The organism is Pantoea endophytica, assembly GCF_002858935.1.
Classification (GTDB): domain Bacteria; phylum Pseudomonadota; class Gammaproteobacteria; order Enterobacterales; family Enterobacteriaceae; genus Pantoea; species Pantoea leporis.
Genome location: NZ_PJRT01000007.1, coordinates 249,391 through 268,174, shown reverse-complemented (window position 1 = coordinate 268,174; position 18,784 = coordinate 249,391). Strand labels below are relative to the sequence as shown.

Sequence of the window (18,784 nt, the reverse complement as noted above, 5' to 3'; positions counted from 1 at the left end):
GGGACAATAAAAGGCTGCGCATGATAGCACAGCCACTTTTTTTACAGGTTGTGAAGTTGTAAACGTTAACGCCCGCCGCGAATCAAACCGCCTAAACCACGGCGCTCCATAAAGGTGGAGACCAGATGGCGCACTTCCGAGGCGGTATGCGCGGCCAGTCCATGCTCGCTGAGCTTCTGTGCCTCTTCAAAATCGAGATGGCGCAGCAGATATTTTACCCGCGGCACGTTCTTGCCGTTCATGCTGAGATGGTGATATCCCATGCCCACTAACAGCGCGACACACATTGGATCGCCAGCCATTTCACCACACAAACAGAGCTCCAGCTTGGCCTGGCGGGCTTCGCTGGCAATCGTGTGCAGCGCCCGCAGCATCGCCGGATGCAGCGAATCATACAGGTTCGCCACGCGCGTATTGTTGCGATCAACCGCCAGCAGATATTGCGTCAAATCGTTGGTGCCAACCGAGACGAAATCGACGCGATCCGCCAGATGCGGGATCATAAACAGCATCGACGGCACTTCAATCATGATGCCAATGCGCGGCTTGGGAATCACATAGCCGAGCATCTCTTCCACTTCGCGGCCAGCGCGAGCGATCAGACGACGCGCATCATCGATCTCATCGATATGGCTGATCATCGGCAGCAGAATGCTCAGGTTACCGGAGGCCACGTTGGCACGCAGCATGGCGCGCACCTGCACCAGGAAGATTTCCGGCTGATCGAGCGTTAAGCGAATGCCACGCCAGCCAAGGCACGGATTCTCTTCACTGATCGGCATGTACGGCAGTTGCTTATCCGCGCCGACATCCAGCGTACGCAGCGTCACCGGTTTGTCGTAAAACAGCTGCAGCATGCCCTGATACTGCGCCACCTGCTCCTCTTCGGACGGGAAGCCGTTGTGCAGCATGAACGGTATTTCGGTGCGATACAGGCCAATGCCATCCACCCAGTTATCCAGCGCCTGCTCGTGTTCCGGGCTGAGGCCGGCATTCAGCATCACCTGAACGCGCTCACCGCTTTTCAGCTCGCCGGGCTGCTCGACCACGCCTTCGGCCATTTTGCTCAGCGCGTTCTCTTCGCTGATTAAGCGCTGATACTCCTGCACCAGCACCGGTTCCGGATCGATCAGCACTTCGCCGCGATAACCATCAACAATCAGCAAGCGCTTGTTAAGCTGCGCCGGCAGGATATCGGCGCCCATCACGGTGGGAATGCCCATCGCGCGCGTCAAAATCGCCGCATGCGAGTTGGCGGCACCGTCGCGCACCACCACGCCCGCCAGACGCTCCTGCGGCAATTCAGCCAGCGTGGTGGCAGTGAGTTCATCCGCGACTAACACGAAGCGTTCCGGCCAGGCATTGGTGCCGACCAGGGAATCATCGAGGTGGAACAGCAGACGTTGACCGAGCACGCGTAGATCGCCAGCGCGCTCGCGTAGATATTGATCCTGCAAATTGGCGAATTGCTCGGCGAACTTCTCGATCACCGTTTTTACCGCCCACTCCGCTACCGATCCGCGCTCGATCTCATCAAACAGATCTTTTTTCAGGCGCGCATCGGTGAGCAGGTGCGAATAGAGATCGAAGATCGCCGCGCTCTCTTTCTGCACGCTGGCAGCAAAGCGTTTACTGAAGCGGCGGAATTCGTTGCCGGCCTCGCCCATCGCCAGCACCAGGCGCTCGCGCTCGCGCTGCACGTCAAGCGTGGACGCAGCGGAAACCTGATCGAGCAGCGGCTGAGTTTCATCCACCCAACCCGGCGCGACCGCCACACCCGGCGCAGCGGCAATCGCTTTTACCCGCGTCTGACGGAATTGACCAAACAGTTGACCGAGCTGCGACTGCGACAGCAATCCCGCCATTTGCGTGGCGAGCGTGACGAGGAATGACTCTTCGCTTTCATCAAACTGACGGTGTTCGCGCTGCTGGATAACCAACACGCCAAGCAGCTGGCGGCGGCTGATAATCGGCACGCCGAGGAAGGAGCGATAACGCTCCTCTTTAACAGAAGGAATGTATTTGAAGCTGGGATGGCTTTGCGCGTCGGCGAGGTTGATCGGCTCGGCTAAGCGTCCAACGAGGCCAACAATGCCTTCGTCAAACGCCAGCGTGACCGTACGACCACGCGGCTTTTTTAGCCCGCGTGTCGCCATCAGGTAGTAGCAACGACGATCGTGATCGGCGAGATAAACCGAGCAAACCTCGGTTTCCATCGCAAGGCAAATTTCGTTTACCAGAATGTCGAGTGCTTCATTCAGACGTGGAGCACTCGCCACTTTCTCTACTATTTCGCGTAACTGAGTGAGCATAAAGGGCGTGGCCTATCCTCTTTTACGTCGTTGGGCGGCGTTATTACGCTGCCCCGCACTCTCCTGCATAGACATCACTACGCCCGCGAATTCTTTCATCACGCGGCGATACACATCGCGCTTGAAAGAGACCACCTGACGTACCGGATACCAGAAGCTAACCCAGCGCCAACCATCAAACTCGGGCGTGCTGCTGTGCTGCACATTGATTTCCGCGTCACTGCACATCAACTGCAGAAGAAACCACTTTTGTTTCTGGCCGATACACACCGGCTTTGTGTCCCAACGCACCAAACGTTTTGGCAACTTGTAGCGTAACCAGTTTCGGGTTGAAGCAAGTATTCGAACATCTTTGCGGTGTAAACCCACTTCTTCGAACAGCTCGCGATACATCGCCTGTTCAGCAGTTTCACCCGGATTGATGCCTCCCTGAGGAAATTGCCAGGAGTGCTGTCCAAAGCGCCTGGCCCACAACACTTGTCCTTGCCTGTTACAGATTACGATACCAACATTCGGGCGGTAGCCATCATCATCGATCACTGGACTACCTCAAAGCTAAATTTGAATAGCCTGATTGTTTCACACTCCTTACAGGCGGTAAACCACTGGATAGCGGGCCGCAGGCGGAATAAAAACAGGATAACTCACAGAGATTAGCCAAGTTATAAACAGATGCCCCCATTTATCGGCGATCTTATTCACCTTTTCTGTGGATAGCTTTGTGCAGAACACGGGAATGAATTGAATAACCCCTTCGGATAAATCTCATCACCCAACATAGCAACACTAAAAAAAATCATAATATTCATTGAGATATAACTTATTAACCGTTAAATCGTTACCAGGATCCGTAGTTATACTCCGCTCAGTTTTTTCGATCGGTTAAAGATCCATCACCGACGTTTTTATCCACAGAGAATGCCCTAAACCTGGTCAAAGAAAGGAAAAAAAGCGTTCAAAACGCGAAAGTCAAGGCTGTAAATGGAAACAGGGGTATGGCCAAAAGGGTGTTACCCCACTTTTCTGTGGATAACCAGGTTCAACACCTGTTCATTGTCGATAACAAGCTGGGATAACCGGGCCATATCACTGGATCGTCCCATTCTATTGAAATAAAAAAGCATTCTGAATCATGCTATTATCACCTTTATTCAACTAACTGCCATGTGGACAAACCCGGCTCGCGTTTACTGTTCACTCTTTAACCAATGTAGGTTTTAGCATGCACTTCTCACCGTTATTGCCATCGCCACCTGAAAACGAAGCGGAATTACTGCAGCGCGCACAGCAGCTGGCGGGACAAACCTTTGCCGCGCTGGCGGGGCAGATTAACCTGCCGATTCCGGCAGATTTGAAACGCGATAAAGGCTGGGTTGGCATGCTGTTAGAGCTGCATTTGGGTGCCAGCGCTGGCAGCAAAGCCGAGCAGGATTTCGCCCATCTCGGCATTGAGCTGAAAACGATTCCGGTAGATGCGCAGGGCAAACCGCTGGAGACCACCTTCGTGTGCGTCGCGCCGTTAACCGGTAATAGCGGCGTAACCTGGCAAACCAGTCATGTGCGGCACAAACTGGCGCGGGTGCTGTGGATCCCGATCGAAGGCGATCGTGCTTTGCCGCTGGCCGAGCGCCGCGTCGGTTCGCCGCTGCTGTGGCATCCGAGTGCAGAAGAGGAGCAACAGCTGCGCGAAGACTGGGAAGAGTTAATGGACATGATTGTGCTCGGTCAGGTGGAGCGCATCACCGCACGGCACGGTGCCTGGCTGCAAATCCGCCCTAAAGCCGCTAATAGCAAAGCGTTGACCGAAGCGATTGGCGAACACGGCGAGCCGATCATGACGCTGCCGCGCGGCTTTTATCTGAAGAAGAGCTTCACCGGTCCGCTTTTGGCGCGACATTTTTTACTGTAAATGCATATTGCTGCCGATAATTTTAGGAATGATGCGATTACTCCTAACGACGAAAGCATTTATTACTACACTTTTGCTGTTGAAGTCGCGAGAAGGAGATAAGAATGAAAGGGTTGGTGAGTGCAGTAGGTTTAACCTTGGTGACGCTGTTATTGAGTGGTTGTAGCAGTGATTACGTCATGGCGACCAAAGATGGCCGCATGATTATGACAGATGGCAAACCCGCCATCGATAAAGAGACCGGATTGGTACAGTACACCGATGAGCAAGGCCATCAGATGCAGATCAATGGTGACGAGGTTTCAACCATCATTGAGCGTTAAGTGCCAAATTGCCCTGCCTGCACGCGTTTTCCCCTTGTGCAGGCGATTTCCCGAACTTTCCCCTCTTCCTTCCGCGCCGCTTCACACGCTATAGTCCCAAAGGACACAACATTCCCTTTCATAATGAAAAAAGGATGCCGGCACATGCACTATCACCGTATTCCCCATAGCACGCTGGAAGTGAGTCAGCTGGGGCTTGGAACCATGACGTTTGGTGAGCAGAACAGCGAAGCCGACGCCCACGCACAACTTGATTACGCGGTTAGCAGTGGCATCAACCTGATTGATACCGCAGAAATGTATCCGGTGCCGCCGCGCCCGGAAACCCAGGGATTAACCGAACAATACATTGGTAGCTGGCTGAAGAAGCGCGGCAGCCGTGACAAAATCATCCTCGCCAGCAAAGTAGCAGGTCCGGTACGCGGCGCGGATGCCTCGATTCGCCCGAACCAGGCGCTGGATCGCAAAAACATCCGCGAAGCGCTGGATGCCAGCCTGAAACGTCTGAACACCGATTATCTCGATCTCTATCAGCTGCACTGGCCGCAGCGTCAGACCAACTACTTCGGCAAGCTGGGTTATCAATACACCGATTCCAGCGTGCCGGTGACGCTGCTGGAGACGCTGGAAGCGCTGACCGAACAGGTGCGCGCCGGTAAGATTCGCTACATTGGCGTGTCGAACGAAACTGCGTGGGGCGTGATGCGTTATCTGCAGTTGGCTGAAAAGCATGAGCTGCCGCGTATCGTCACCATCCAGAACCCGTACAGCCTGCTGAACCGCAGTTTTGAGGTTGGTTTAGCGGAGATCAGCCAGCATGAAGGCGTCGAGTTGCTGGCGTACTCCAGCCTGGCGTTTGGTACGTTGAGTGGCAAATACCTGAACGGTGCGAAACCCGCCGGTGCGCGCAATACGCTGTTTAGCCGCTTTACCCGCTACAGCGGCGATCAGTCTCAGCAGGCGATTGCAGCCTATGTTTGGCTGGCGCAGAAACACAATATGGATCCGTCGCAGATGGCGCTGGCGTATGTGCGTCAACAGCCGTTTGTCGCCAGCACCTTGCTGGGCGCCACCACGCTGGAGCAGCTGAAGATTAACGTTGAGAGTTTCAATCTGACGCTGAATGCCGAGGTGTTAGAGGAACTGGAAGCGATTCATCGCCAGTTTACCTATCCAGCGCCATAAATCGCACCACACCGTAGCGGCGCGATTTATCGCGCGCTTTAAAAACGCCGCACATTTTTCCACTTGTGCGGCATTCGCCATTGCGCAATACATTGCCCCGCTACGACGCTATGCTTTTGTTACTTCCGCGCTTTCCACCACAACACCGCAATCGCCACGGCGAAAATCGCGCCGAATCCGACGCCGGTCGCCACCGCAGGCGCGCCCAGCTTAATCGCCACGGTATACAATCCCAGCATCAGCAGCATCGCGGTATTCTCACCGAGATTTTGCACCGCAATCGCGTTGCCCGAACCCACGGACGCCTTGCCGCGCTCCTGCAGCAGCGCATTGAGCGGTACCACGAAGAAACCACCCAGCGCACCAATCAGCATCAAAACCAGATAGGCATTGAGCAAGCTGGTTTGCAACGCGAACACCACAACCATCACGCCAATCAGCACACCGGCTGGCATGCAGCGACGCACGGTTTGCAGCGTCACCAGCTTCGCTGCCGCTGCCGCACCAATCACGATGCCAATCGCCACCATGGCATTCAGCGTGGTCGGGGTTTTGTTATCGCTGATGCCGAGCGCCACCGGCACCCACAGCACCAGCAGGAAACGCAGCGTCACGCCCGCGCCCCAGAACAAGCTGGTGCCGAGCAGCGAGAAGCGCGTTTCGCCGTTGCGCCACAGCAGCTTAGTGGCCGCGATGAAACTGCGCAGCATGGCGCCAAAATGCCAGCTCTGACCGGGACGCGCTGCCGTCAGGCGCGGAATAAAGATGTTCGCCACCACCGCCATCGCATAGGTCATGGCACACACCACCAGCGCGGCGACCAGGTTCCAGTCCGCCAGAATACCGCCCGCCACCGAACCCAGCAGAATCGCCGCAATGGTCGAACCTTCCATTAAGCCGTTGGCTTTGACCAGGCGTTCACCGCTGGTGATCTCCATCAGGATGCCGTACTTGGCTGGCGAATAGGATGCCGCGCCAATCCCCACCAGCGTATAGCCGAGGAACGGATTGAAGCCGAAACAGATAACCAGCGCGCCGAGCAGCTTAAGACTGTTAGCGAACATCATTACCCGACCTTTGGCAAAGCTATCCGCCATCTGGCCCACGAACGGCGCGAGCAGAATGTAAGTGGCCACAAACAGCATTTGCAGGATCGGCTGACTCCAGTCCGGATAGAACTGATTTTTCAGCACCGCCAGCGTCACAAACAACAGCGCGTTGTCGCCAAATGCCGAGAAGAACTGCGCCACAATCACCGCCAGCATGTTGCGCGATAACAGCGGTGCATCGTTATTTAACGCCTGGCTCATGCCTGCTCCTCTTCCGCCAGCTGCTTCAGGCTGACATAGTCCGGTTTGCCGCTACCCAGCATCGGTAGCTGTTTCATCACGCGGATATCGCGCGGCACCGCCAGTTCCGGCGCGCCAATTTCACGCGCCGCTTTCAGCAGCGTGTCGCGGCCCAACTCGCTGTCGGTAGTAAACAGCACCAACGCTTCGCCTCGATTACCGTCCGGACGCAGCGACGCCGCATGCTGCTTCTCGTTAGAGGCTTTCAGCGCAATCTGCTCCACAATCTCCAGCGACACCATCTCACCGGCAATTTTGGCGAAGCGTTTCGCACGGCCCTGAATCTGGCAGAAACCGCCTTCATCAAAGCTGACGATATCGCCGGTGTCGTACCAGCCCGCTTCCATCTCGCCTTCGCCGTTATCGGCGACCGGGACTTCCAGCACGCCTGGATTTTCCACGCGCAGATACCCGTTCATCACGTTCGGACCGCGCAGCTGCAGGCGACCGCCCTGCTCAATGCCCGGCACCGAAATCAGACGCGAATCCATGCCCGGCAGAATGCGGCCCACGGTGTGATTTTTTGCCGCCATCGGCACGTTGATCGCCACCACCGGCGCGCACTCCGTCACGCCGTAGCCTTCGAGAATACGGATGCCGTATTTTTCCATGTAGATCTGACGCGTCGCTTCCTGCAGTTTCTCCGCGCCCGCCACCACATAGCGCAGACGCGCAAAATCGTACGGGCTGGCGAAACGCGCATAGTTGCCAAGGAAGGTTGAGGTACCAAACAGCACGGTGCAGTTACGGTCGTAAACCAGCTCCGGCACGATGCGGTAATGCAGCGGGCTCGGATAGAGAAACACCTGCGCGCCGGTCAGCAACGGGGTAAACAGGCCAACGGTTAAACCGAAAGCATGGAACAGCGGCAGCGCCGACATAAAGCGGTCACGCGGGGTGAAATCCGCCACGGTACGAATCTGCTCAACGTTCGCCAACAGACTTTTATGCGAGTGCACCACACCTTTGGGATGGCCTTCCGAACCGGAGGTAAACAGCACCATCGCCGCATCTTCCGGCTGCTGCGCCACCAGCGCACGGCGCGGCATCAGCAGATGCGCCACAATCCACAACTTGTCCTGCAGCGTAACGGTATCTTTCAGATCTTCCAGATAGATCCACTGCACTTCGCTGAGTCCCTGCGGCAAGTGCCACAGGTTGCCTTTTTCGAGGAACTGCCGCGAGGTAAACACGGTTTTCACCTGCGATGCGGTCAACGCCGCACGCATGCCATTCACGCCTGCGGTGTAGTTGAGCATCGCCGGAATGCGCCCGCGCAGCGAGGCACCGAGAATCGCCGCCGCTGTCACCGTGGCGTTCGGCAGCAGCAGACCGACGTATTCACCTTGCTGGCTGTAGCGCTCCAGAATGCGGCCCACGCCAAGCGCTTTCTTCAGCAAACCGGTATAGCTATCCGGTTTGAAGTTGACGTCTTCGATGCACGGCTTCATCGCGCCATAACGCTGACGCGCATTGAGGAAAGCCTCGAACAGCGTCTCACGCGGACGCACTGCCATGCGGGCTTCCATCATCACATGATGCAGGTGCTCGCCCGCCAGCGTGCGGCGATCGCGCGCGCGTTTGGCTTCAGGCATTGGGATTACCGTTGGCGGCAGCACCGTTAAGGTGATGCGCGGGAACAGGCGCCGTTTAAACACGCCCGCCAGACGACCAAACGGCGTATATTCCGCGCCTTCGATACGCATCGGCACCACGGTGGCACCGGATTTCGCCGCCACAAAGCCGGCGCCGCTGTAGATCTTCATCAGCGATCCGGTCACGGTGATGCGCCCTTCGGGGAAGATCACCACCGGACGGCCCTGATTGATCATGCGCACCAGATGTTTGATCGACATCGGCTTGGTGGGATCGAGCGGAACGAAGTCGATAATCGGCTTCAGCAGACGCATAAACCATTGATCGCTGATCGACGAATAGACCGCGAACACCGGTTTGATCGGCAGAAACAGCGCCAGTAATACCCCATCCAGAAACGACGTGTGATTGGGGGTGATCAGCACTTTCTCTTTATGCAGTGCCGCGAGGTCGCCGCGCAGTTCCACACGCCACAGCAGGCGGAACAGGAAACGGAAAAAAGTGAGTAGCATGCCAGCTCCTTAGCAATCGTAAAAATGGCTCTTACGATGCAGGATCTGGGGATTTTCGACAAGTGGCGTGGTGATTTAAACGCAATAGCGGTCGTAGGGCCGCCATTCATGGCGTAATCCTTGTCAGTTAAGCCAACGATGAGTGCGCAGGCCGGGGCCACTATTGGGCCGGCGGTCCTCGCGCCGCTAGCGCGGTGCCTTCACTTCGCTCGTTTGCCTGACGGACCGGCGGAGACGGGACTTCCTTGTCCCGGCTCCGCCTTTCGCCCGCGTCCTGCGGGCTCTCCTGGCTTCCTCGCTTCGTTCAGCGCTGCGGATTGCCGGCCCAATAGCGTCCCCGGCCTGCTCCGAAGCTTCAGTGAGTGCTGCTAAAAAGGGCTCATTTGCCAGAGGCGCTGGCGCGTCACCTGCGGCAAAGGGCCATTCGCAGCGCTGAGGCTTTTACGTTGGGCCAGGAGCCTCACGCAGGGATGCGTGAGGCAGTTCGGGGCGGCCAGGACGGCCGATCCACGAACGATCCGTCGGCACGACGTGGAAGCCGAAGGCACCGCGTTAGCGGCGCGAGGACGGCCCGCGACGCAGCAGATGTGTCAGAGCCCGCACCAAAAATGCTTTCTTAACTAACAAGCATTACGCCATTCATGGCGACCTGGTTTTACCGCGTATCCGTCTGCCAGCCACCGCCCAGCGCGGCGATCAGGCCGACGCTGCTGACCCACTGCGTGCTCTGCAGCGACAGCAAACTCTGCTGCGCGCTCAGGCTGCTGTTTTCGGTGGTGGCGACGTCGAGATAGTCGATCATTCCGGCATCATACTGATTGCGCGTTACGCGCGCCGATTCCTGCGCCGCGTCGGTGGCGCGCTGTTGTGCGGCGATTTCGCCCTGCAAAGTATTCAGCTGCACCAGATAATCCTCCACTTCGCCCATGCCGGTCAGCACCGACTGGCGATAGCTGGCAACGCTGGCATCATAGGCGGCGCGCGCCTGTTCGACTTTCGCTGAGGTGGCGCCGAAATCTAACAGCGTACCGCTCAGCTCCGGCCCCAAAGACCAGACGCGATTGGGCAGCGAGAACAAACTGTTGATCGCCGATGAACTCACGCCGCCGCTGGCGCTCAGCGTCAAATCGGGATAGTAACCGGCAATCGCCACGCCGACCGCCGCATTCGCCGCCGCCACGTTGCGCTCGGCGTAGGCGATATCGGGACGGCGCTGCAACAGTTGCGACGGCACGCTGTTCGGGATCGCGGGCAGCGCGGCCTCCAGCTTCGCCACCGGCAAGGAGAAATCCGCCGGAGCTCGGCCCAGCAGCAAGGCAATCGCGTGCTCCATCTGTGCACGCTGCCACTGGTAATCCTGCGCCGAGGCGCGGGCGCTCTCCAGCTGCATCTGCGCCTGCGCTAAGGTGGCGCGTGATTCGCTGCCCGCCGCGTATTTGTTTTCAATCACCGTCAGATAGCGTTGATAGGCCGCGATACTGCGCTGATAGAGCGCGATTTTCTCGTCGATGATGCGCAGCTGGAAATAGTCCTGCGCCAGTTCGGACTGCGCGCTCAAGGTGATATTCGCCAGCTCGGCCTTGCTGGCTTCGGCGCTTGCGTTGTTCTCCTCCAGCGTGCGCCGCAGTTTGCCCCACACATCCAGCTCCCAGCTGGCGCTGAGATCGGCGGCATGGCTGTTGCTGACGCTACGTTGTCCGCTGGCGCTGGCGCGGCTGCCGCTGCGCGTGCTGCTGGCGTCGTAGCTTACCGACGGCAACAACTCCGCGCGTGATTGCCCAACTAACGCCTGCGCTTCGCGGTACTGCGCGGCATAGCTGGCAACGTTCTGGTTGGAGATGCTCACCTGCTTCAGCAGGCTATCCAGCGTGGCATCGTGATACACCAGCCACCATTCACCTTTGCTGTTTGCATCCTGCGGCGTCGCCTGCGTCCAGCCTTTGGCTTCTTTGAAATGGCTCGGCATCGCCATGCTCGGGCGCTGATAATCGGGGCCAACCGCGCAGCCCGCCAGCAACATCACGGTGAGCAACGGCGTAATTTTCAGAGACATTTTCATCTATCGGGATTCCACATGACGCAACCGCTGCCACTGACGTTGCGTGGCGCGGCTTAAACGGTCGAGCCAGAGATAAACCACCGGCGTAGTAAACAGCGTTAATAATTGGCTCAGCGCCAAACCACCGGCAATCGCCAGCCCGAGCGGGCTACGTAAGTCGGCATCGCCGCCGCTGCCCAGCGCCAGCGGCAGCGCGCCAAAGAAGGCGGCCAGCGTGGTCATCATGATCGGCCGGAAACGCATCAAGCAGGCTTGGGTGATCGCCTGCTGCGGCGTCATGCCTTGGCTACGCTCGGCGTGAATCGCAAAGTCGATCATCATGATGGCGTTCTTTTTCACGATACCAATCAGCAGGATGATGCCGATCAGCGCGATCACCGTCAGCTGCGTGTTGGTCAGCAGCAGCAACAGCAGCGCGCCCACGCCCGCCGACGGCAGCGTTGAGAGAATGGTGATCGGGTGGATGTAACTCTCATATAGCACGCCGAGCACGATATACACCGCCGCCAGCGCCGCGATAATCAGCCACGGCATGGTGGCGGTAAGCTGGGCGAAGGCGGCGGCGGTGCCGGCAAAACCGGCCTGAATACTGGAGGGCAAACCAAGCTGCGCCATCGCCTGCTTAATCAGCGCCTGCGCCTGCTCCAGCGACACGCCGTCGTTAAGGTTAAACGCCACGGTGCTGGTGGCGGATTGGCCCTGATGCGCCACCGACAGCGGCGCGTTACCGCCTTTTAAGCTGGCGAATGCGGCGAGCGGCACGCGATCGCCACTGTCGTTAATCACATACAGCTGCTGCAAAATCGCCGGATCGCGCGTGTAGCTATCCTGCAGCGACATCACCACATGATACTGATTAAGCGTGTGATAGAGCGTGGCAACCTGGCGCTGGCTGAAGGCGTTATTCAGCAGGGTGTCGAGCATCTGCACGTTAACGCCCAACCGTTTCGCGCGGTCACGATCGATATTAATCACCACTTCCTGACCGCCGGTTTGCGCGTCGGAATCGACGCTATTCAGCTGCGGGATTGCCGCCAGCGCCGCCTGCACTTTGGGCGTCCACTCACGTAGCAGATCGAGATCGTCGGCCTGCAAACTGTATTGATAGGTGGCGTTGGCGCTGCGCCCGCCGATGTGCAGATCCTGCGCCGCCATCAGGAACATCTGCGCGCCGGCAATATGGCTGGTTTTCATACTCAGGCGGTTCGCCACTTCGGTGGCGGTGGCATCGCGCTTGTCAAAATCCTTCAGGCGCACAAAGAAGTTGGCGCTGTTGCGCGAGCCGAACATGCCGCTGCCCATCGACGACATCACGCTCTCCACCGCCGGATCGGACTGGATGATGTGGGTGAACTGCAGCATTTTCGGCTTCATCGCCTGGAAGGAGATATTCTGATCGGCACGCAGCGCGCCCATCAGCAGGCCGGTATCCTGATTGGGGAAAAAGCCTTTCTGCACCACGGAAAACAGAAACAGGTTGAGCAGCACGGTCAGCACCAGACTAAACATCGTCAGCTTTTGGTGCGCCATCACCCAGGTTAACCCACGCGAATAAGCCGCCAGCAATGCGTTAAGTTGGTTTTCGATAAACTGATACAGCGGATGCGGGCGTTGTGTGACTTTGGGCTTTGGCTTCAGCAGGCGCGCGCACAGCATCGGCGTCAGGCTCAGCGAGACAAACATCGAAATCAGCAGCGATACCGTCAGCGTGACGGCAAATTCGCGGAACAAGCGTCCGACGATGCTGCCCATCAGCAGAATCGGGATGAACACCGCAATCAGCGACATGGTCATCGACAGCACGGTAAAACTCACTTCCTGCGCGCCACGCAGCGCCGCGCGCAGCGGACTGAGCCCTTCTTCGATATGGCGCGTGATGTTTTCCAGCACCACAATCGCGTCATCGACGACAAAGCCGGTGGCGATAATCAGCGCCATCAGCGACAGGTTATCGAGGCTGTAACCCAGCAGATACATCACCGCGCAGGTGCCAATCAGCGAGACCGGCAGCGCCAGCGCCGGGATCATCACCGCCTGCACGTTACGCAGAAACACAAACACCACGGCGATCACCAGCAGCATCGCCACCAGCAGCGTCTCTTCGGTGTCATACAGCGAGGCGCGCACCGTCGGCGAGCGATCCACCACCACTTTCAGTTGCGTATCGGCGGGCAGATTTTTTTCCAGCGCCGGCAGTTGCGCTTTGATGGCATCAATGGTGTCGAGCATGTTGGCACCGGCCTGGCGCTTAATGCCCACCATCACCGATGGCATGGCATTGAGGAAACCGGCCTGATACTGATCTTCAACCGAGTCATACACGGTGGCGACATCATGCAGCCGCACCGCTTTGCCCTGTTTATACGTGACAATCAGATCCTGATACTGCGCGGCTTTATCCAGCTGGCCGTTGCTGTCCACCACCCACGACTGGCTGCTGCCCTGCAAAATCCCCTTTGGCTTATTGCTGGTGCTGTTGGCGATGGCGCTGCGCACCGTATCCAGCGAGATGCCATACTGCGTCAGCTTCAGCGGCTGCAGATCGATGCGCACCGCCGGTAAGGCGCTGCCCATCAGCGACACTTCGCCCACGCCTTTCACTTGGCCCATCGCCTGCTCGATTTTGCTTTCGGCCAGATCGTAGAGTTCGCCCGGTGTGCGCGTGGCGGACGTTAGCGCCAGCATCACAATCGGCGCATCCGATGGATTGGCTTTGCGATAGGTCGGCAGCGACTCCATCGCGCTCGGCAGCAAACTGCGTGCGGCGTTGATCGCCGCCTGCACGTCACGCGCTGCGCCGTTGATGTCGCGATCGAGATCAAACTGCAAAATCACGCTGGTCGATCCCTGCGAACTGGTCGAGGTCATCTCGGTGACGCCGGCAATCTGCCCCAGCGAACGCTCCAGCGGCGTAGCGACGGTAGCCGCCATGGTCTCCGGGCTGGCACCGGCCAGGCTGGCGCTGACCATAATGGTGGGGAAATCCACCTGCGGCAGCGGCGCCACCGGCAGCAGCCGATAGCCCAACGCGCCCAGCAGCAGGATCGCCAGCGTCAGCAGCAGCGTGGCAACCGGACGGAAGATAAACAGTCGGGTGAGGTTCATCGCTCGCCCCGCGCCTGCTGCTGCTTGCGCTGCATGTAGCGCTTGCCGCGCTGCGCGATGCCATCAAACCACAGGTAAATCACCGGCGTGGAGAACAGCGTCAGCACCTGGCTGACGATCAAACCGCCAACAATCACCAGACCGAGCGGCTGACGCAGCTCGGCACCGGAGCCGGACGCCAGCATCAGCGGCAGCGCACCGAGCAGCGCCGCCATGGTGGTCATCAGAATCGGGCGGAAGCGCAGCAAACAGGCCTGATGAATCGCGTCCCGCGCGCTTATGTGCTGCTTGTTTTCCGCCTCCAGCGCGAAGTCGATCATCATAATCGCGTTCTTCTTGACGATACCGATTAGCAGAATCACGCCAATCAGCGCGATCAGGCTGAACTCGCTGCCCGCCAGCAGCAGCGTCAACAGCGCGCCGACCGCCGCCGAGGGCAGCGTCGAGAGAATGGTCACCGGATGGATAAAGCTCTCATAGAGAATGCCGAGCACCACGTACATAGTGATTAATGCCGCCAGAATCAGCCACAGCGTGTTGCCGGTGGCGCTCTGGAATGCCGAGGTTTCGCCCTGATAACGCAAGGTGATGCTCGACGGCAAATTCAGTTGCTGCGTCACTGCGGCAATCGCCTTCTGCCCCTCTTCCAGCGAATAGCCTTTATTGAGATTGAACGACACCATCACCGCCGGGAATTGATTGAGCCGCATGTGCATCAGCGAACCGGTGCGCTGGTGAATGGTGGCGATGGACGTGAGCTTCACCATGTCGGTGGTGGTTGTGGTGGTGTCATCCGTGGTGGAAGTGCTGCTGCTCGCGCTGGTCACCGGCAAATAGACATCATCAAACGAAGCGGGCGATTGCTGATACTGCGGCGCCACTTCCAGCACCACGCGATATTGATTGGCCTGGGTAAAGATGGTGGAGACCAAACGCTGACCGAAGCTGTTGTACAGCGCGGTATCGACGTCGGCGGCGGTAATGCCGTAGCGCGCCGCTTTATCGCGATTCAGCTCGACATAGGCCACGCGGCCCTGATCCTGCAGGTTACTCACCACGCCGTTAAACTCCGGACGCTGCTGCAAGGCGGCGACCATCTTTGGCGTCCAGCGCACCAGGTTTTCGCTGTCGGCATCATCCAGCGTAAATTGATACTGGCTCGGCGACACCTGATCGTTAACGGTCAAATCCTGCGCCGGTTGCAGATAGAGCTGAATGCCCGCCACCTGCTGCGCCGCCTGTTGCAGCTGTTTGATCACCACGTCGGCTTTGTCGTCGCGCTGGTCAAACGACTTGAGGTTGATCTGGATGCGCCCGCTATTCAGGCTGGTGTTGCTGCCATCAATGCCGATGGTTGAGGACAAACTCTCTACCGACGGATTTTGCAGAATCACTTTCGCCAGCGCCTGCTGTCGCTTCGACATCTCGCTAAACGACACATCCTGCGACGCCACGGTGACGCCCTGAATCAGCCCGGTATCCTGGGTCGGGAAGAAGCCTTTTGGGATGGCGATATACAGCAGCGCGGTGAGCGCAAAGGTCGCCAGCGCCACCAGCAGCGTCAGCTTCTGATGGTTCAGCACCACCGTCAGCATGCGGTCGTAGCCGCGCACCAGCTTGTCGAACAGTTCGCCGCCTTTACGCGAAAAGCGCGACTGTTTTTCCGGCGGAATGTGCTGCAACAGATAGGCGCACAGCATCGGCGTCAGCGTTAGTGACACCACCATCGACACCAGAATCGACACCGCCAGCGTGATGGCAAATTCGCGGAACAACCGCCCAACCACGTCGCCCATAAACAGCAGCGGGATCAGCACGGCAATCAGTGAGAAGGTCAGCGAGATGATGGTGAAGCCAATCTGCTGCGAGCCTTTCAGCGCCGCCTGCATCGGCGTTTCGCCCTCTTCCAGCCGCCGTGAAATGTTCTCCACCACCACAATCGCATCGTCGATAACGAAGCCGGTGGCGATGGTCAGCGCCATCAGCGACAGATTATTCAGGCTGAAGTCGGCCAGATACATCACGCCGAAGGTGCCAATCAGCGACAGCGGCACCGCCACGCTGGGAATCAGCGTCGCCGCCACGTTGCGCAGGAACAGGAACGTCACCATCACCACCAGCGCCACCGACAGCATCAGCTCAAATTGCACGTCGCTGATAGAGGCGCGAATGGTTTGCGTGCGATCCGACAAGATGCTCATCTTCACGCCGTCCGGCAGCGCCGCCTGCAGCTTCGGCAGCTGCGCTTTGATGCTGTCCACCACCTGAATCACGTTGGCGCCCGGCTGGCGCTGCACGCTAATCACAATCGCCGGACTGTTGTTGGCCCACGCCGACTGGAAGCTGTTCTCCGGTCCCTGTTCGATATGCGCGATATCTTTTAGCCGCAGCGCCGCACCGTTTTGGTAAGTGATGATCAAATTGCCGTACTCATCGGCGGTGCGCAGCTGATCGTTAGCGTCGATGGTCACCGAGTGATATTTGCCGTCGAAGCCGCCTTTCGAGCCGTTCACGTTGCTGTTGCCGATCAGCGTGTTGACGTCCTCCAGCGACAGCTGATGCGCCGCCAGCGCTTTCGGGTCCATCTGCACGCGAATCGCCGGTTGATGGCCGCCCGCTAGCGTCACCATGCCGACGCCATTAATCTGCGACAGCTTGAGCGCCACGCGCGTGTTCACCAGATCCTGCACCTGCGTCAGCGGCAGCGTGTCGGAACTCACCGCCAGCGTAATCACGGCGGTATCGGCTGGATTGACCTTTTTGTAGGTCGGCGGATTGGGCAGATCGCTCGGCAGCAAGTTATTGGCGGCATTGATCGCCGCCTGCACTTCCTGCTCGGCGACATCCAGCGAAAGATCGAGGCTGAACTTCAGCGTGACGATCGACGATCCGCCTGAGCTGGTGGAGGTCATCTGGCTCAACCCAGCCATTTGCCCGAGCTGGCGCTCCAGCGGCGAGGTGACAGAAGACGCCATCACATCCGGGCTGGCACCGGGATAGAGCGTGGTGACCTGAATGGTTGGGTAATCCACCTGCGGCAGCGCCGAGGTGGAGAGAAAACGGTAAGAGAAGATCCCGGCGATCAGCACGCCGACCATCAGCAAAATGGTGGCGACCGGACGCTGGATAAACAGGCGAGACGGATTCATTTGGCCTCGGCGGTCGCGGTGGTTTTGCGCTCATCCGCCAGCTGCACTTTGCTGCCGTTGGTCAGGCGATCGATGCCTTCGGTCACCAGACGATCGCCCGGTTCCACTCCGTTGAGAATCGCCTGCTGATCTTCACCAAACGTTGGCCCGGTGGTGACCGCTTTGCGCGTCACGGTGTTGTCTTTATTGATAACAAACACGAAGCTGCCGTCGCTGCTCAGCTGCAGCGCCTGCGCCGGGATCACCGTGGCATTTTTCAGGATGTTGGTTTGCAGCCGCAGATTGACGAACTGGTTAGCGAACAGCGATTCGTCTTCATTCGGGAAGGTGGCTTTCAGCTCAATGGTGCCGGTCGCGGTATCGATCTGGTTGCTGATGAACTTCACCTCGCCCTGCGCCAGCGCGCGGCTGTTGTCCTGATCAAAGGCGGTGGCGGGCAGACTTTGCCCGCCGTGCAGCGCTTTGGTCAGCTGCGGAATGTTGCCCTGCGGCACGCTAAAGGTCACGGCGGCGGGCTGCATCTGCGTCACCACCACAATGCCAGTGGTATCGGTGGTTTGCACCATATTGCCGGGATCGACCAGACGCAAACCGACGCGTCCGCTGATTGGCGAGGTGATGCGCGCATACTCGATATCCAGTTTGGCGCTGGCGATCTGCGCTTCATCAGCGGCGACCGCGCCTTTGTACTGGCCAACGGTGGCGGTTTGAGTATCGAGATCCTGGCGCGACAGCGAGTCCTGCGCCGCCAGTTTCTGATAACGCACCAGCGTTAACTGCGCGCTTTTCAGCAACGCCTGATTCTGATTGAGATCGCCCTGATACTGCGCCAGCGTGGCCTGATAGCTGCGCGGATCGATCTGCGCCAGCAGCTGGCCGGCGCTGACTTTCTGCCCTTCGGTGAAGAACACTTTCTCCAGCTGTCCGGCGACGCGGCTGGTGACGGTGACGCTGGCATTGGGGATCACCGTGCCGAGCGCGTTGAGGTATTCCGGCACATCCGCGCTGCTGGCGACGCCGCTGTGTACCAGCGTGGCACCGCCCATCATCATCGCCATGCCCGGCGGGCCACCCGCGCCACCGCGATGACCGCCGCGTGCGCCCGGCGGCTTTCCGCCGCCCGGCATGCCGCCGTGACCACCGACCACGCGCCAGATCACGCCCGCCACAATCAACAGCACAAGCAACAACAGGAGCCATTTCAGCCAGCGGGAAAACGGGGAGCGGAAAGCGTTGTTAGTCATCAGGATCTTCAGGTTAGCCAGAAAACGGAAAATCCCCTGTA

The 18,784-nt window shown here is 58.5% G+C and carries 11 protein-coding genes; 3 read left to right on the top strand and 8 right to left on the bottom strand.

Annotated elements, in window-relative coordinates; translation table 11 throughout:
* Positions 1–65: 65 nt before the first annotated feature.
* Both ptsP and rppH read right to left on the bottom strand, forming a co-directional pair.
* A complete protein-coding gene (ptsP, locus tag PZBJ_RS07785) occupies positions 66–2,312 on the bottom strand; it encodes a phosphoenolpyruvate--protein phosphotransferase (protein WP_101761994.1) in 2,247 nt (748 codons plus the stop codon).
* Between the two features lie 12 nt (positions 2,313–2,324).
* On the bottom strand, positions 2,325–2,852 hold the full coding sequence (rppH, locus tag PZBJ_RS07780; protein ID WP_007890933.1) for an RNA pyrophosphohydrolase: 528 nt from the start codon (positions 2,850–2,852) through the stop codon (positions 2,325–2,327).
* Between the two features lie 682 nt (positions 2,853–3,534).
* On the opposite strand from rppH, the gene mutH reads away from it, so the two are divergent.
* The 3 genes from mutH (at position 3,535) to PZBJ_RS07760 (ending at position 5,729) form a co-directional block, all read left to right on the top strand.
* Complete coding sequence (gene mutH, locus PZBJ_RS07770; protein ID WP_101761993.1) at positions 3,535–4,221, top strand: DNA mismatch repair endonuclease MutH; 687 nt, start codon at positions 3,535–3,537, stop codon at positions 4,219–4,221.
* A 104-nt stretch (positions 4,222–4,325) separates the two neighbouring features.
* On the top strand, positions 4,326–4,544 hold the full coding sequence (locus PZBJ_RS07765; RefSeq protein WP_101761992.1) for a YgdI/YgdR family lipoprotein: 219 nt from the start codon (positions 4,326–4,328) through the stop codon (positions 4,542–4,544).
* A gap of 144 nt (positions 4,545–4,688) precedes the next feature.
* The gene (locus PZBJ_RS07760; RefSeq protein WP_101761991.1) at positions 4,689–5,729 is read left to right on the top strand and encodes an NADP(H)-dependent aldo-keto reductase; all 1,041 of its coding nucleotides are present in this window, start codon (positions 4,689–4,691) and stop codon (positions 5,727–5,729) included.
* A 119-nt stretch (positions 5,730–5,848) separates the two neighbouring features.
* Here the strand turns inward: PZBJ_RS07760 and lplT are convergent, their stop codons facing one another.
* The 6 genes from lplT to PZBJ_RS07730 all read right to left on the bottom strand — a co-directional run bounded on the left by lplT (position 5,849) and on the right by PZBJ_RS07730 (position 18,743).
* Positions 5,849–7,039 (bottom strand): lysophospholipid transporter LplT, encoded by a 1,191-nt coding sequence (gene lplT / locus PZBJ_RS07755; RefSeq protein WP_101761990.1) that lies wholly within the window; start codon positions 7,037–7,039, stop codon positions 5,849–5,851.
* Positions 7,036–9,186 (bottom strand): bifunctional acyl-ACP--phospholipid O-acyltransferase/long-chain-fatty-acid--ACP ligase, encoded by a 2,151-nt coding sequence (gene aas / locus PZBJ_RS07750; protein WP_101761989.1) that lies wholly within the window; start codon positions 9,184–9,186, stop codon positions 7,036–7,038. Before aas ends, lplT begins: the two co-directional genes overlap by 4 nt.
* 655 nt (positions 9,187–9,841) lie before the next feature.
* On the bottom strand, positions 9,842–11,245 hold the full coding sequence (locus tag PZBJ_RS07745) for an efflux transporter outer membrane subunit (protein WP_101761988.1): 1,404 nt from the start codon (positions 11,243–11,245) through the stop codon (positions 9,842–9,844).
* A complete protein-coding gene (locus PZBJ_RS07740; protein WP_101761987.1) occupies positions 11,246–14,350 on the bottom strand; it encodes an efflux RND transporter permease subunit in 3,105 nt (1,034 codons plus the stop codon).
* Complete coding sequence (locus tag PZBJ_RS07735) at positions 14,347–17,499, bottom strand: MdtB/MuxB family multidrug efflux RND transporter permease subunit (protein WP_101761986.1); 3,153 nt, start codon at positions 17,497–17,499, stop codon at positions 14,347–14,349. The genes PZBJ_RS07740 and PZBJ_RS07735 overlap by 4 nt, the downstream gene beginning before the upstream one ends.
* The gene (locus PZBJ_RS07730) at positions 17,496–18,743 is read right to left on the bottom strand and encodes an MdtA/MuxA family multidrug efflux RND transporter periplasmic adaptor subunit (protein WP_101761985.1); all 1,248 of its coding nucleotides are present in this window, start codon (positions 18,741–18,743) and stop codon (positions 17,496–17,498) included. Before PZBJ_RS07730 ends, PZBJ_RS07735 begins: the two co-directional genes overlap by 4 nt.
* Positions 18,744–18,784 lie beyond the last annotated feature (41 nt).